Here is a 12,401-nt window from a genome sequence, read left to right on the forward strand (position 1 = left end):
ATTAAAAATAAATCGATGACGGAAGGACACAAATTACTAGGGAAATATCCCTTTCATTCTTCACATTTTTTTCGATATTAGTAGCTATGACAGACCGCAAAGAAAATTCGACGAATGCAATCAATGAAAAAACATTACAACAGTTCTGTAACGCCTCAAAAACGTTGGCATTATTCAGTGGTCGATGGAAACTTTCGATTCTATTCAAACTCCTCGAGCAGGACACAAACTATTCGGAATTCAAAATTCTTCTGCCCCAAGTAAGCGATCGTACACTTGCGAAACAATTGAAAGAATTGCAGCTGGATGGACTCATTCAAAAAGACCGAAGTAAAACAGCATCTGTCTATTCACTGACCGACAAAAGTCATCAGCTAAAACCCCTATTGGCAGCCCTTTCTCGGTTCAACAACGACCATCCTTAACTAAAATCAACCCGCTCCAAAAATTCAATCACCTCTCCATTTGGACTATAAACGAGACTGTTGCGTACAAAAACATCTTTTTTACCTTGACTGAGCCTGAGTTCGAAAACACCGGCACTCAGGTCCTCTGCACCATGGGCGATAGCCTGTATTCGGGCATCTTCGGCATCTTCTACCGTAAAACACAGATGAAGTAGCGCATTCTCGACATACTCCTCCCCCTCTATACGCCTTCTTCCCTGCGTTGGAATAGCAGCATTCTTATCACAAATTTCCAAATAATAGCCTATAGAGGCATTAAAAAGCATGGCGCAGCGTTCTAAATTGAACTCGGGTAACGACCATTCATGCACGACAATAAAACCAAGATTTCCATAAAAGCCAATCGTCTTATCAAAATCCTGAGCCTTAATCGACAGGTGGTGAAAACCTACAATATTATCTTTCAATTCCATAGCGTATAATTTTTGAACAAAACTAAAGTGTTTTTCCGGAGACTGGAACAACTTACAAAATTGTAAGTTGCACTGGTCGGATCGAAAACCAACAGGGCCACATTGCGCGCCGCAATGAAACCAATTTCATCAAACTAACATCCACTTAACTATTTGCACAAAATGATACTGAAAGATCGGATAGAAAACCAACAACCAATTCTATTGGACCAGAAAAGAGTATACGTTAAAACTAGCCGTATCAAAAGGGAGATTTTAAATTACAGGAGATAGATCTTATTATTTTAGTGTACTTTTGCCCGGTAAATTTTTCGATCTGAACAAGAGCCAAAAGCGTTGTAACTACCATGAGTCTATAAAAATGGGGCATTCCTTAGACATCATTTCGATGGACTTTGCTGCCAAAGTATCGTGACACCCAGCATAAGAAATCGAATGTTATAAATTCTTCAAAAATCAAGATAGAATGCGCAAAGTTTAAAGCCCTTGGTCTACATATTTTTGCAAATAAAATGAAACAGCATCTCCACAGACAATTACGGATCTATAGATATGTGATCTATAGAGAGACATTAGTCGATCCTTGGGAACATTTTTGGTCATTTATTGGTGCATTTGTTGGGATATTTATTATCGCTTATATCCAATCACTTCATTTACCTTCGCTCGAAAATGTCTTTTTGATAGGTTCTTTCGGAGCTTCCTCGGTTTTGGTTTATGGTGCCATACAAAGTCCACTTGCACAGCCACGCAATTTAATCGGCGGCCATGTTGTTTCTGCAATCGCCGGAGTTACCGTTGCACAGCTCCTTCCCGATATTATCTGGCTGACCGCTCCCTTTGCCGTTGCCCTGTCCATTGTTTGTATGCAACATACACGCACGCTGCATCCTCCTGGTGGAGCAACTGCACTCATTGCAGTCAGCAGCGGAACAAAGATCTCTTCAATGGGATATTGGTACGTATTAAGTCCAGTACTATCAGGTTGCATAATTTTATTCCTGGTGGCTCTAATCTTTAACAATATCACAAAAAAGAGACATTATCCTGTAAAAAAATCACGTTTACGCCGTTCAAGAAGGCAGCATCTAAAAACCCGTTTTGATAGCGCCAAGAACCCGTCAAACCTATAAAGTTCTGGAATCCCTCATTCTATCCAAATCTATCGGATAGAATGGGTACTTGATTCATATCCTGGCAAAATCCGCCGAAGATTAAGCTAGAAAGATCTATTTTGAGACTAGAAAACCACTATAGTCCATAAAATTACCTTTCCTTTAAATTAAGTAAATTCTCAAAATTAACTTGCATAAATTTTAACAATTACCTAATTTCACCAGCAAAACACATATTAATACATAAAAGTATTTCCATAAAAATAATTATTTAACAAATAATCACTTAAATCAAAACCATTATTTAAAAAACACGTTAACTATTTTATTAATTACATTTAATTATATACTAACAACGTAAACCAATCATGACCAGATTTACTCAAACAGTGCTGTTGATTCTGTTAATCTTCACAAGTCAACTTGTCGTTAATTGTTCCTCGGATAAGGATCCAATTGATGAAATCGAAAATTCGACCAGTTGGATGGACGACCTCGAAAAATCTTTAGGAACAGGCACCAAAGCCAAATTAAACAATTGGATAGCAAAAGGTTTGGACCAAACCAAACTCAAAGAGGCATTTTCTAAGTCCAAGGATAAGGCTGCTCTGCTGAATAACCTAGAAACAGCACAAAGTATTTATCATCAAAGAGTATATATTGAAGACTGGAACAATATCCCTGGAATAGAAAAATCTGATTATGTACCGAATGGCTTAGCCAATGGAAAAAACAGCCCATGGAATAACCCCGATTTAGATTTACCTGCTGTTGAAGCAGCCAACTTTGTCGACGCTACAGCGACAGAACTACCCGCAGGCACCAAAATATATCGTGTCACTGGCGGAAATCCTGCTGGCGGCTACTGGACCAAAGAGATTCCAAAATCCGTTGGCGACGTAATCGGCGGTACTGCCGTTCAACCGGCATGGAACAACTTCAGTAAATTCTACCGCTATGAAGTGCCACAAGCCAAAACACTAAAAGTATGGCAAGGGACCACCGCAAGACAACCCATTGCCGCAGGTATAATCAACCCCCATCTGCCAGGTAAAGCAATTCAGCTATTTATCCCTGCAGCTATCAGAGATGATGCCTTTAAACAACTAGTACAAGAAATTCCTTTACCATGGTAACTATTGAATACATCAAAGCGCATTATCTGCAACTTCTGACACTATTGCAACAGGAAGTTTCACTCAACCAGTCAGCTCAACCGTTTTTAGACTATGTTCTTCTTTATGAGAATAAATTTTCAGGCACATCAACTACAGCGGATGTACAACAGCTTCGGGAGTTTTTGAGAGGGGCAAACCGATTTGCAGATGAGTTTTCATTTTCCGATCGGCATGGCAGCCAAATACGGGCCTTGATCAAAAGTCTCTATGACCTATTGGATACCGCTATTTCATAGCTTATACAGGAGCGTTTTTGACTAGTAAGCCAAAAACGCTCTTTTACAAATTATCCTTCACATCCGCTAAAACGGTTGTCATGGCCCGATAGATCCCATACAATAAGAAGAGTAGACTTGTAATTGTAAGCCCCAGATACTCCACCACCCACGCAATAAGGATAGCTAAGAGGTGAATTTTACCATTCTCCGGTTTAAATGCCGCTCCCGAATAAACGTAGTAAGCAATGGAACCAAATAACACCAACCATATCACCGCATAAACATAATGAAGTGGGTTTTTGCTGAGCTTTTTATTTTTAAACATGTGTCAAGTTTTATGATTTGTTAGCCATCCGTTTATCTAAACAGCAAACGGATATGTTGTCAAATGTAATCCCTAGCCCAGCTTTTCCCAAGGCACAACTATAATTCGCATCCGATGGTTTAATATTCGTGGAACCGCTAAAAAAAATCGGCAGCAGCAATCATCGGCATACAGCTACTTCGCTACCTTAACAACAAAAGAAAAAGTCCCTTACATTACTGCAAGGGACTTTACGATAACCGATTATTCCGATATGATTTCTATGCCGCTGGAAATTTGCTCATATCCATATAAAATATCTCCCAGGTATGACCGTCAAAATCTTCAATACTTCGCTGTTGCATAAAACCGTAGTCTTTCATTGGCGTTGGTTCAATTCCTCCGGCTTTCAATCCATTATCAACAATTTCGTTCACACGATCCAAACCAGAAACAGAAAGTGAAAGTAGTGCTGCAATCTGTTTTTTTGTATCTGCAAGCGGTTTTTCTGTAAATGTTTTAAATTTATCCGGAGATAAAAGCATCACAAAAATATGCTCACTCCAAACCATACATTTGCCTTGTTCATCGGAAAACTGAGGATTATTCGTAAAGCCCAATTGTGTATAAAAATCCATTGACTTATTCACATCGGCTACGACGAGATTAATAAATATCTGTTTCATCATTTTAAAGTTTAATTGCTATTGATCATGCAAAGTTGAAAATTTTCATCCAAAAAAAACTTGACCTATGCGAAGATTTTTATGCAGCATCAATGAATAAGCAGCGGAATGACCACGCCTTATATGGATAGCTCGTTATATGGATCGCTTGTTACTTAGCGAGCTCATTCAATTCGGCCTGTGAAAACACATGCTCACCTTTGAGATAACTATTTGCTTCTTTCAAATAGATATAGATCACTTCTCGGCCCTTTGGATTGGGTAATTTATGTAAGTTGTGCACCAAATACTCCTTGTCCCGCAATCGATCTTTACTATAGCTTAAAAAAGAGGGCGCATGTGTCTGCACACTCCAACGAATAAAACGTAAATCGATATTATCGGGATATTTCATGATCATTTCCTCCAAAAGCTTTTTCCCTTTCTTGAATTGACCTAATTTTGTAAACGGATTACCCATATGTTTCGCCCATAATATTTCATAAGCAGCCAGGTATCCCTTCTCCGTTGCGGAATTGGCAGCTCCTTCCAATAGTTTCAGATTCGCTTCACAGAGTTTTTTATTTTGAACAGCAGTAGCGTACTCGGCTCGCATTTTATCAACATCAACTTGACCAAAACAACATATCGCACATAATACCAAAGAGACACAGACAAAAAATCGTATAACCATTTTCAATTCAATTAAAGTAAAAAATAGAACGCTGTTCTAGTAATATAACAAGATCGACAAGCTTTGAGTTTTCTTATTTTTTAATCCGTTGAGAATGCCGTTTGTTCTGCCATTTTCCCAATACGATCAATAATGCACCAATTGCGACGAAAACCAAGGTCACTCCAAAGCTGTTCAAAAGAACCCTGTCCATCCCCAACTCGGAAACATTGACAAAAGGATACGGATAAAATCCAGAAAACGAACCATGCCACAACGTATAAAAAAGATAGACTAATGGGAAGATCAGCCAATAGAAAAGATGATTCCAACGGATTGTTCCCTTGTCCAAAAAGCGCCACCAAAAAAGGAAAAAACTCAAAGGAGTGACCACATGCAATAATTCGTCAACTACCATTGATAAACCCTGTGGATGCGACAGAAAGCGTAGTAGGGTATTATAGATAATTCCGACAATAAGAATGTATAATGTTACCGCAGTAATTGTTTCGGGTTTAGTAAAAAATAGGCCTATTCGACTTTTTGACCAGCAAACAGTAAAAAAACAGCATAGCAGAACCATTACATTACCTAGAATCGTAAAATAACTAAAAAACTGAACAATATAGTCCATGCGCCCAAGCTTAGAGACGAGAGCGCTTAATACAAATTGCCCAACGACTGCAAACAAGGTAATCAAACCAATGCTACCAGCGAAAACCGATTTTAATGAACTTTGAGTCTCCATATTACGAGTGGTCTATACAATACTAAATATAAAAATTTCAACTGCTATTTGGAATTTTAAATGATCAAATCCAATTCACCGCTGTTCGAACCCGGAATCCAGATTGTAAATAATTGCAACGAATTGTAAATGGACTCAGTTTCCTTACTAACAATTATTATTTTTATACGCTATAAAGTATTGATAAATGATTAGAGTAGCCATTATCGAGGATGAACCCGCCGTACGCAAAGAAATCAGCTATTTGGTCCAACAGGAAACTGACGTTGAACTTGTTGGCTGGAGCGATACGGTGACAAATGCTGTAAAATTGATTGAAGAGAAACAACCAGACGTTATACTTATGGATATTCAGCTCCGTGATGGTACAGCATTTGACATCCTAAAAAAGCTAACCGTTATTCCACAGAATATTATTTTCATTACGGCCTACAATCATTTTGCAATCAAAGCCATCAAATACGGTGCTTTGGATTATCTCTTGAAACCAGTCGATCAAACCGAACTAAACGAAGCCTTAGAACGTTACCGGCGTAAAAGCGAAAACAATCCCCAATGGATGCAACGTTTATCAATGGCACAAGAAGCTTTACATGCCAGTGAACTTCCCGAAAGCATAGCCTTGTCTTCCATACACCAGGTACGTATCGTCCCTGTTCACAACATCGTGTACTGCAAAGGAGACGGTCCCTATACTTTTTTCTTTTTAAATGATGGTACAAAAGAGTTAATCTCTAAACCCCTCAAATATTATGAAGAATTATTGCCACAGCCTTATTTCTTACGCACCCATCAATCGTATCTTGTCAACAGGTCGCATATTTCTGGTGTCAATCGTTCCGAATATATTGTCTTAAAGAACAAAGAGGAAATTCCAATTTCATCACGTAGAAAAAACTCGATCTTAAATCAGCTTTTCCCAGAAAAATGAGCGCACTGAACCGCATTTTCCCTTGGCTACTACTGCCTTTGTTTTTTATCGCTTGCGCTCGAAAGAAAGACACACCCTCGCCCGACTATGATGCTATTGCTGCACAGATTAAAACGCTCGAAGACCGAAAATTAACTGCAGCAAATGGAGATTCCATCAAACAGGCCTGGTTAACGTTAAACCATAATTCCACCGTAAAAAAAGACACGGTACTCGCTGCCCGTGTAAAATATTACCTGGCACGACTCTATGCTATGAGCGGTCAAGATTCCGCTCTTTTTTTTGTTCAACAGGCGCTTGAACTCATTGAACCCACCACTGGAAACGCAAAATACAAAGCACTTATTTACAATGGCATAGGAAACATCCGTAGCATAGAAGCAAAACAACGCGAAGCGGGCTATTATTATAACAAAGCCGCCACGATTGTTTTGTCGGATACCGCTGCAGGACTGTCAACCGAAGCAAAATCAGCGATATTATTGTCCGCTGCCCAAAACAACTTGAGCTCCTTCCAGTATAACCTTGCCGAAAAAATGAATCGTTCGGTACTCCCCCTAATTGATTCACTACCGGAAGGACATATTAACCGACAACGCGTATTGGTACAAATGATACAGACGCTGAACACCTTACAACGGCCAGCAGAAGATATTGCCCCCTTCCTTCATCAACTCGAAGAATTACACACTAAAAATCCAGACAAATACAACATTAGTTTTCTTTACGATTCGAAGATCCAATACTATGAAACGGCTAAGAAACCAGATTCCATTTACATTACGAGTTGCTAAAAATAGCAATAGATGAACGCTTGCACCAACAGACAGCTTCCTCTATACTGATGAACAATTTATTTGTAGATTACAGTAATGTAGCCGCAATCTATGTTTCATTAAATAAACCAGCATTGGGAGAAAAATTCATCCAAAAAGCCAGCAAACTTAAAGCGCAGTTTCCCAAATTGATCTTTCCCAACAACGAAATTACATTTCAAAACAGTCTCGCAGCCGTCTATCGCCTGCAAGGAAAAGATAAAGCAGCTATAGACGTACTAAATCACCTTGTGCAATTACAAAGGGGTATTTACCAATCGGAGAATACACAAGCGATCGCAGAAATGAATGCCCTATATCAACTCCAGGCGAAAGATCAGTCTATTCGTATACTGAACGAAAATATCAAGATCAATAAACTTCAGCTACAACAAAATCGTTTAGGACTGATCATTTCCTCCTTGGCGGTTATTCTATTGATCATCATACTTTTCTTCCTATATTACAGTTTTCGCCAGCGACGCTCCAGGCAAGAGAAAGAAAAGGTTTTATTGCAGCAGCAGTTGTTGCGCACACAGATGGAACCGCACTTTATTTTCAATACCCTTTCCGCTGTACAGAGCTTCATGCGCCTGGATAAAAAAGAAAATGCCATCAAATATTTGAACCGTTTCAGCCGACTATTACGTAGCAATCTCGAATTAAGCCGTGAAAACCTCGTTCCATTAAATGAGGAACTTGAAACCCTAGAAAACTATTTGATCTTACAGCAAATGCGTTTTGAAGATGCTTTTCATTACCAAATCACACAACCTGAAGATCAAGATTTAAGTGCAGTCATGCTACCGCCAATGCTGATACAACCCTATGTTGAAAATGCAATTCTGCACGGTATAAACCTCGAAACGGGCGATGGTAGTATTGACATCCAGTTTGCGTTGTCTGCAGATATCCTACGGGTGACGATTAAAGATAGCGGTAAAGTCAATCCAGACATTCCTGAAATTACACATCGTTCACTCTCTGGAACAATCAGTCGCGAACGTATGCAATTGTTAGGAAAAAAAGCGAGTCTTCAGACCACCAAAGACCCAACTGCTGGCACTACGGTCACACTTCTTATTCCAATTACCTATTAACGATTTATATTATTTAAACAAACTGCAGCGCATTCAACTTGTCATCTAATATCAAGATAGGATATAAATTGTAGCGCAATTTCATTCGTTATCCATGGAAAATCAATTAAATTAATTAAATTCGTTTATAAACCAACGAAATAGCGTTTTGAACACAATTTTCAAATTTATAGTCGCATAATTTAGCCTCACAAACCACAGGCTAATTATTCTTTTATTCGGGTAACTCCTATCCGAACAGGTTTTCATTTCACCCTATTATTCTCGGTATTGTTAGCTCAGGAGAGTATTTTTATGCTATTTCAGTATTTAAAATACCGTATCCCATCCTTTCCAATATCGTCGATAACATCAAAAATCAAATAAAGAATATTAAGCGCGACTACAACTCATGCGAAAAGAATATATCTGGGAGATCAAAGCACACAACACTCCCCTTCTCAAAAGATCCTGCAGCCATTGTGATAGTGATAGGTTCTACTGCAGTGAAAAGTTCAGAATGAATGCACAGAAAAAAAAATATCGACGTTTGGTTGATTTATAGATGTATCAAATGTGATAACACCTACAATATGACCATTTTTTCCCGTGCCAGCCCCGAATCCATCAATAAGGAACTGTTTCATAGATTTCAGGAAAACAACAGGGAGCTAGCATGGCAATACGCTTTTTCAACAGAAATCAGAAAAAAGAACAATGTTGAAGCAGATTTCGATACCATCAAATATGAAATACAGTATGAACAGCGGTTCATGGAGAATTTGCACAGCACAAACGAAGACACCTTATCCTTCAAAGTCATCTATGTATTCAGCTTTCAGCTCAAACTAGCCACCGTCATTCGTAACTGTTTAAAACTATCATCCAGGCAGCTTGACCGACTCATCACTATGCAGGCAATTACTGTACATGGAAAATTTCTAGAAAAAAAACATCGCATCAAACATGAGGATATTGTGAAAATATCATGCGAAGCATTGAAACGCATAACCCGATAAACAAACGGCGAGCAATCCTATAATTGCCCGCCGTCTTATTAACTAAACACAAACTAAATTTCATTGCAGGTTCTCCCCCTGCTCATTGACATTATTTATTTTTGTTTCATTATATCCGCTAAAAGTTTCATGTAAAAACCTCCAACAACACTACGCGCCTTAAAGTTTTCACGGATACCCGTAGTCGAATCATAAAAATCATTTAATGGGACACGGGATTCCGTTTGAATCGCATGATTATAGACAGGTTTCACCAAAGCTTCAAATGCTTCTTTTGACGGAGCAAATGATGCTGTCCAAAGAATCCAGTCATTTTTGGTGTAGGCCTTACGGCTATCCAATGGTATGCCGAATCTATTTTGCTTGGTCAGGTAATACTTAATTTCCGTATCATACACTTTTTGCGGAAACAGATTCAATCCCAACACTTTGTCCCAGATCAAATTATATTTTTGACTCCAGGTATTTTTATCGTCAAATGTCAGCGCGTAATGGTCGCCCGCATCTGCCATTTCCATCCATTTCGGAGCCATTTCCTCCGCAATTGCACGGTATTTTTTTGCGATTGCAGTTTCACCAATGGCCTCCGCTAGCTGCGCATAACAGGCAATACCCACAATAGCTTTAACAGATAAATTGGCATTTCGTGCAAGATGACCAGCAAAATCGTCTGTACAGAGCTGCGTTTTAGGGTCAAAGCCATCTTTAACGAGATAATCTACCCAAGTTGTCAATGTTTTCCAATGCTTCCTCGCATAGTCCCCATTCCCTTGCACTTTCGCGATTGCTGCAGTTAAAATAATCATATTGCCCGATTCCTCCACAGGCATAGGCTCGCCATAGGTTTGACCATTGCCCAATGGATACGTACCCAAATCGTGAGCCGCCCAAGGATAGGGGTATTTACCGCTCTCGCTAAAATAAAATATTCCAGTTAACATCCCTTTCAACAGCTCCGGATTATAGATCAAATACAATGGTGCTGAAGGATAAGTGACATCCACCGTATTGATAAAACCACCACTATTATTTTCTTTGGAAAGCCATAGCAGTTCATTTTGTGGACTTTTCACCAAGGTATGTGCTGCTATACTTTGGCGATAAGCTAGCACACTAAGATGTGCATATTCTTTTCCACCCGATTTTAATGCATCTGCATATACAGCTTTGTCGAATGCTACGCACTTATCGAGCACATTACGATACTCATCTGCAGCCAAAGTCAGCTGATTTTCCATTGTTTCTTTGCCAGAATTGTTCCACCATGGTCGCAGGTTATTTTTGAAATACTGAATCGCATAAATTTCATCGTAGCCTACCTCAACAAAACGCTCCTCCGCTTTCGCCCCCACATTGCCAAATGGAATGACCGTGTTCAGCGCAAGTGAGGTACCCTTAACAGTTTTTGCAGCGGTCGTTGTTCCCTTTCTAAAGGCGTCGACGGCTCCGCCCCTCGGACTAATAAACTGTTGCGTTTTATACCGCTTTGGTGAAGCAACATAAAAATACCCCCAGTCTATCCGCATATCATCGGCACCTTTTTGCAAAATAGGCTGTTCGACCGTTCCCGCTTTTAGTACCGACAATTTTGCCGTTTCATATTTATCGGCGGTTACTTCCTGTGAAGGCTTATACACCGCAATATTTGTGGATGCACTTAGAAAAACTTTAACAGCATGTTGCTTGCCATCGTTTGCTTTTACGTTATACGTGATATAGCTTACCGGTCGAGCCAATAAATTCAGATCATCCATAAGCAAAGGCGACGTAAAGCTTAATTTCAGATCCACCTTACCGGCCTGAAAATTATAGACCGTACGCGTCGCTGTTATTTCCACATCTTTTTGCACGGCTTCCTGAATTTTCGGTCCACGCTCTTTAAGCCTGTCGACCAAGCCAAAATCCAGGTAACGACCGCCAGCACTATTCTTCAAATGGATGGCAATATGATTTTGCCCGGCCTTCAAATTCGCCTTGTCAATCGGTAAATAGTGAAAGCTGTTAGTCCAACCTACCTTTTCGTAAACCTTCTTCCCATTCAAAAATACGTCTATATTATCATCATGATTGAGTTTTAGAAACAGCTCATTGATGCCCTTCGGATCCGCTACGGAAAACTCACGTCTCACCCAGATATCGTCCGATTTCCAAAGCGTCTTTACCTGCTGCGCATCATCACCGATGGGTGCAAGTCCCGATTTCCACGTATTCGTATTATAAGCGGAAGACTCCCAGCTGCCTTGAGGTTTTGATTCAGTATATTGTACCGTATAAGATTTATCTTCCGAAGTCGGTAGAATAACCGCATAACTAGGCTCTTCTTTGCCAAGAAAACGATAAATATTGCCATCAACATCAATTAAGCCCAACAGCGAATGATCAGCGTCTGTCCAGTGTTTCGTTGTCGACGCATGAAGCTGATCAGTCATAGACCATATACTAAAATTCGGGTTGTGTGTAATCAATGGATAAGCCGGAGCTTTGCGTTCTTGAGCTTGTCCATCTAAAACAGTGGAAACACAGGCCACAATAACACAGAGACCTATCTTCCCAAGTTTGTTCATTGCATAAATAGATTTTTGAAAAGGTTTAATCATATTTTTTGGATAAAATTAGCTATACAGTTTTCCCCATTGAGCATATGCACAATCGTTTTAACAAAGAAAGTTGGAATAATTTAAATTCAGCTGTCGCATCGTATCATTTTACCTTCAATTTATATCATATTTGACATGCTGCCATCTAATCAAGATAATTATTATCTTTGAGAACCCGT

General features: G+C 39.4%; 14 protein-coding genes. 8 read left to right on the forward strand and 6 right to left on the reverse strand.

Translation table 11 applies throughout. The features are described 5' to 3' along the window. Positions 1–86 precede the first annotated feature (86 nt). Positions 87–425, forward strand: coding sequence for a winged helix-turn-helix transcriptional regulator (locus BV902_RS22200; RefSeq protein ID WP_075993819.1), 339 nt, complete (start codon positions 87–89; stop codon positions 423–425). Here the strand turns inward: BV902_RS22200 and BV902_RS22205 are convergent. After that, the gene (locus BV902_RS22205; protein WP_075993820.1) at positions 422–880 is read right to left on the reverse strand and encodes a VOC family protein; all 459 of its coding nucleotides are present in this window, start codon (positions 878–880) and stop codon (positions 422–424) included. The two genes, BV902_RS22200 and BV902_RS22205, sit on opposite strands and share 4 nt — an antisense overlap. 512 nt (positions 881–1,392) lie before the next feature. Between BV902_RS22205 and BV902_RS22210 the strand changes: the two genes are divergently transcribed. The 3 genes from BV902_RS22210 (at position 1,393) to BV902_RS22220 (ending at position 3,409) form a co-directional block, all read left to right on the forward strand. Continuing rightward, a complete protein-coding gene (locus BV902_RS22210) occupies positions 1,393–2,013 on the forward strand; it encodes an HPP family protein (protein WP_075993821.1) in 621 nt (206 codons plus the stop codon). 350 nt (positions 2,014–2,363) lie between these two features. Further along, positions 2,364–3,131 carry a hypothetical protein gene (locus BV902_RS22215; RefSeq protein WP_075993822.1) on the forward strand — a complete coding sequence of 256 codons (768 nt, stop codon included), beginning with the start codon at positions 2,364–2,366 and terminating at the stop codon, positions 3,129–3,131. After that, positions 3,125–3,409, forward strand: coding sequence for a hypothetical protein (locus BV902_RS22220; protein WP_075993823.1), 285 nt, complete (start codon positions 3,125–3,127; stop codon positions 3,407–3,409). The genes BV902_RS22215 and BV902_RS22220 overlap by 7 nt, the downstream gene beginning before the upstream one ends. 43 nt (positions 3,410–3,452) lie before the next feature. On the opposite strand, the gene BV902_RS22225 is transcribed toward BV902_RS22220, so the two are convergent. From BV902_RS22225 to BV902_RS22240, 4 genes are all read right to left on the reverse strand, one after another. Then, positions 3,453–3,716, reverse strand: coding sequence for a hypothetical protein (locus BV902_RS22225; RefSeq protein WP_075993824.1), 264 nt, complete (start codon positions 3,714–3,716; stop codon positions 3,453–3,455). 260 nt (positions 3,717–3,976) lie between these two features. Further along, the gene (locus BV902_RS22230; RefSeq protein WP_075993825.1) at positions 3,977–4,384 is read right to left on the reverse strand and encodes a VOC family protein; all 408 of its coding nucleotides are present in this window, start codon (positions 4,382–4,384) and stop codon (positions 3,977–3,979) included. Between the two features lie 148 nt (positions 4,385–4,532). Beyond that, a complete protein-coding gene (locus BV902_RS22235) occupies positions 4,533–5,054 on the reverse strand; it encodes a hypothetical protein (RefSeq protein WP_157626183.1) in 522 nt (173 codons plus the stop codon). A 73-nt stretch (positions 5,055–5,127) separates the two neighbouring features. Further along, entirely contained in the window at positions 5,128–5,781 is a 654-nt protein-coding gene (locus BV902_RS22240) for a Pr6Pr family membrane protein (protein ID WP_075993827.1), read from the reverse strand. 187 nt (positions 5,782–5,968) lie between these two features. Between BV902_RS22240 and BV902_RS22245 the strand changes: the two genes are divergently transcribed. From BV902_RS22245 to BV902_RS22255, 4 genes are all read left to right on the forward strand, one after another. Continuing rightward, entirely contained in the window at positions 5,969–6,712 is a 744-nt protein-coding gene (locus BV902_RS22245; protein WP_083663731.1) for a LytR/AlgR family response regulator transcription factor, read from the forward strand. Continuing rightward, complete coding sequence (locus BV902_RS27835; protein ID WP_216640394.1) at positions 6,709–7,506, forward strand: hypothetical protein; 798 nt, start codon at positions 6,709–6,711, stop codon at positions 7,504–7,506. The genes BV902_RS22245 and BV902_RS27835 overlap by 4 nt, the downstream gene beginning before the upstream one ends. Positions 7,507–7,556: 50 nt before the next feature. Beyond that, entirely contained in the window at positions 7,557–8,627 is a 1,071-nt protein-coding gene (locus tag BV902_RS27840) for a sensor histidine kinase (protein WP_216640395.1), read from the forward strand. A 503-nt stretch (positions 8,628–9,130) separates the two neighbouring features. Then, the gene (locus tag BV902_RS22255; protein WP_157626185.1) at positions 9,131–9,625 is read left to right on the forward strand and encodes a DUF1062 domain-containing protein; all 495 of its coding nucleotides are present in this window, start codon (positions 9,131–9,133) and stop codon (positions 9,623–9,625) included. A 95-nt stretch (positions 9,626–9,720) separates the two neighbouring features. On the opposite strand, the gene BV902_RS22260 is transcribed toward BV902_RS22255, so the two are convergent. Then, positions 9,721–12,189 (reverse strand): glutaminase family protein, encoded by a 2,469-nt coding sequence (locus BV902_RS22260; protein WP_075994933.1) that lies wholly within the window; start codon positions 12,187–12,189, stop codon positions 9,721–9,723. Between the last annotated feature and the right edge of the window lie 212 nt (positions 12,190–12,401).

Source organism: Sphingobacterium sp. B29 (assembly GCF_001952815.1).
GTDB lineage: Bacteria > Bacteroidota > Bacteroidia > Sphingobacteriales > Sphingobacteriaceae > Sphingobacterium > Sphingobacterium siyangense.

What these genes read in the sequence shown, in the direction of transcription:
- BV902_RS22200 (WP_075993819.1), top strand. Translation starts at nt 87, where the DNA reads ATGACAGACCGCAAAGAAAATTCGACGAATGCAATCAATGAAAAAACA.
- BV902_RS22205 (WP_075993820.1), bottom strand. Translation starts at nt 880, where the DNA reads ATGGAATTGAAAGATAATATTGTAGGTTTTCACCACCTGTCGATTAAG.
- BV902_RS22210 (WP_075993821.1), top strand. Translation starts at nt 1,393, where the DNA reads ATGAAACAGCATCTCCACAGACAATTACGGATCTATAGATATGTGATC.
- BV902_RS22215 (WP_075993822.1), top strand. Translation starts at nt 2,364, where the DNA reads ATGACCAGATTTACTCAAACAGTGCTGTTGATTCTGTTAATCTTCACA.
- BV902_RS22220 (WP_075993823.1), top strand. Translation starts at nt 3,125, where the DNA reads ATGGTAACTATTGAATACATCAAAGCGCATTATCTGCAACTTCTGACA.
- BV902_RS22225 (WP_075993824.1), bottom strand. Translation starts at nt 3,716, where the DNA reads ATGTTTAAAAATAAAAAGCTCAGCAAAAACCCACTTCATTATGTTTAT.
- BV902_RS22230 (WP_075993825.1), bottom strand. Translation starts at nt 4,384, where the DNA reads ATGATGAAACAGATATTTATTAATCTCGTCGTAGCCGATGTGAATAAG.
- BV902_RS22235 (WP_157626183.1), bottom strand. Translation starts at nt 5,054, where the DNA reads ATGGTTATACGATTTTTTGTCTGTGTCTCTTTGGTATTATGTGCGATA.
- BV902_RS22240 (WP_075993827.1), bottom strand. Translation starts at nt 5,781, where the DNA reads ATGGAGACTCAAAGTTCATTAAAATCGGTTTTCGCTGGTAGCATTGGT.
- BV902_RS22245 (WP_083663731.1), top strand. Translation starts at nt 5,969, where the DNA reads ATGATTAGAGTAGCCATTATCGAGGATGAACCCGCCGTACGCAAAGAA.
- BV902_RS27835 (WP_216640394.1), top strand. Translation starts at nt 6,709, where the DNA reads ATGAGCGCACTGAACCGCATTTTCCCTTGGCTACTACTGCCTTTGTTT.
- BV902_RS27840 (WP_216640395.1), top strand. Translation starts at nt 7,557, where the DNA reads ATGAACAATTTATTTGTAGATTACAGTAATGTAGCCGCAATCTATGTT.
- BV902_RS22255 (WP_157626185.1), top strand. Translation starts at nt 9,131, where the DNA reads ATGCACAGAAAAAAAAATATCGACGTTTGGTTGATTTATAGATGTATC.
- BV902_RS22260 (WP_075994933.1), bottom strand. Translation starts at nt 12,189, where the DNA reads ATGAACAAACTTGGGAAGATAGGTCTCTGTGTTATTGTGGCCTGTGTT.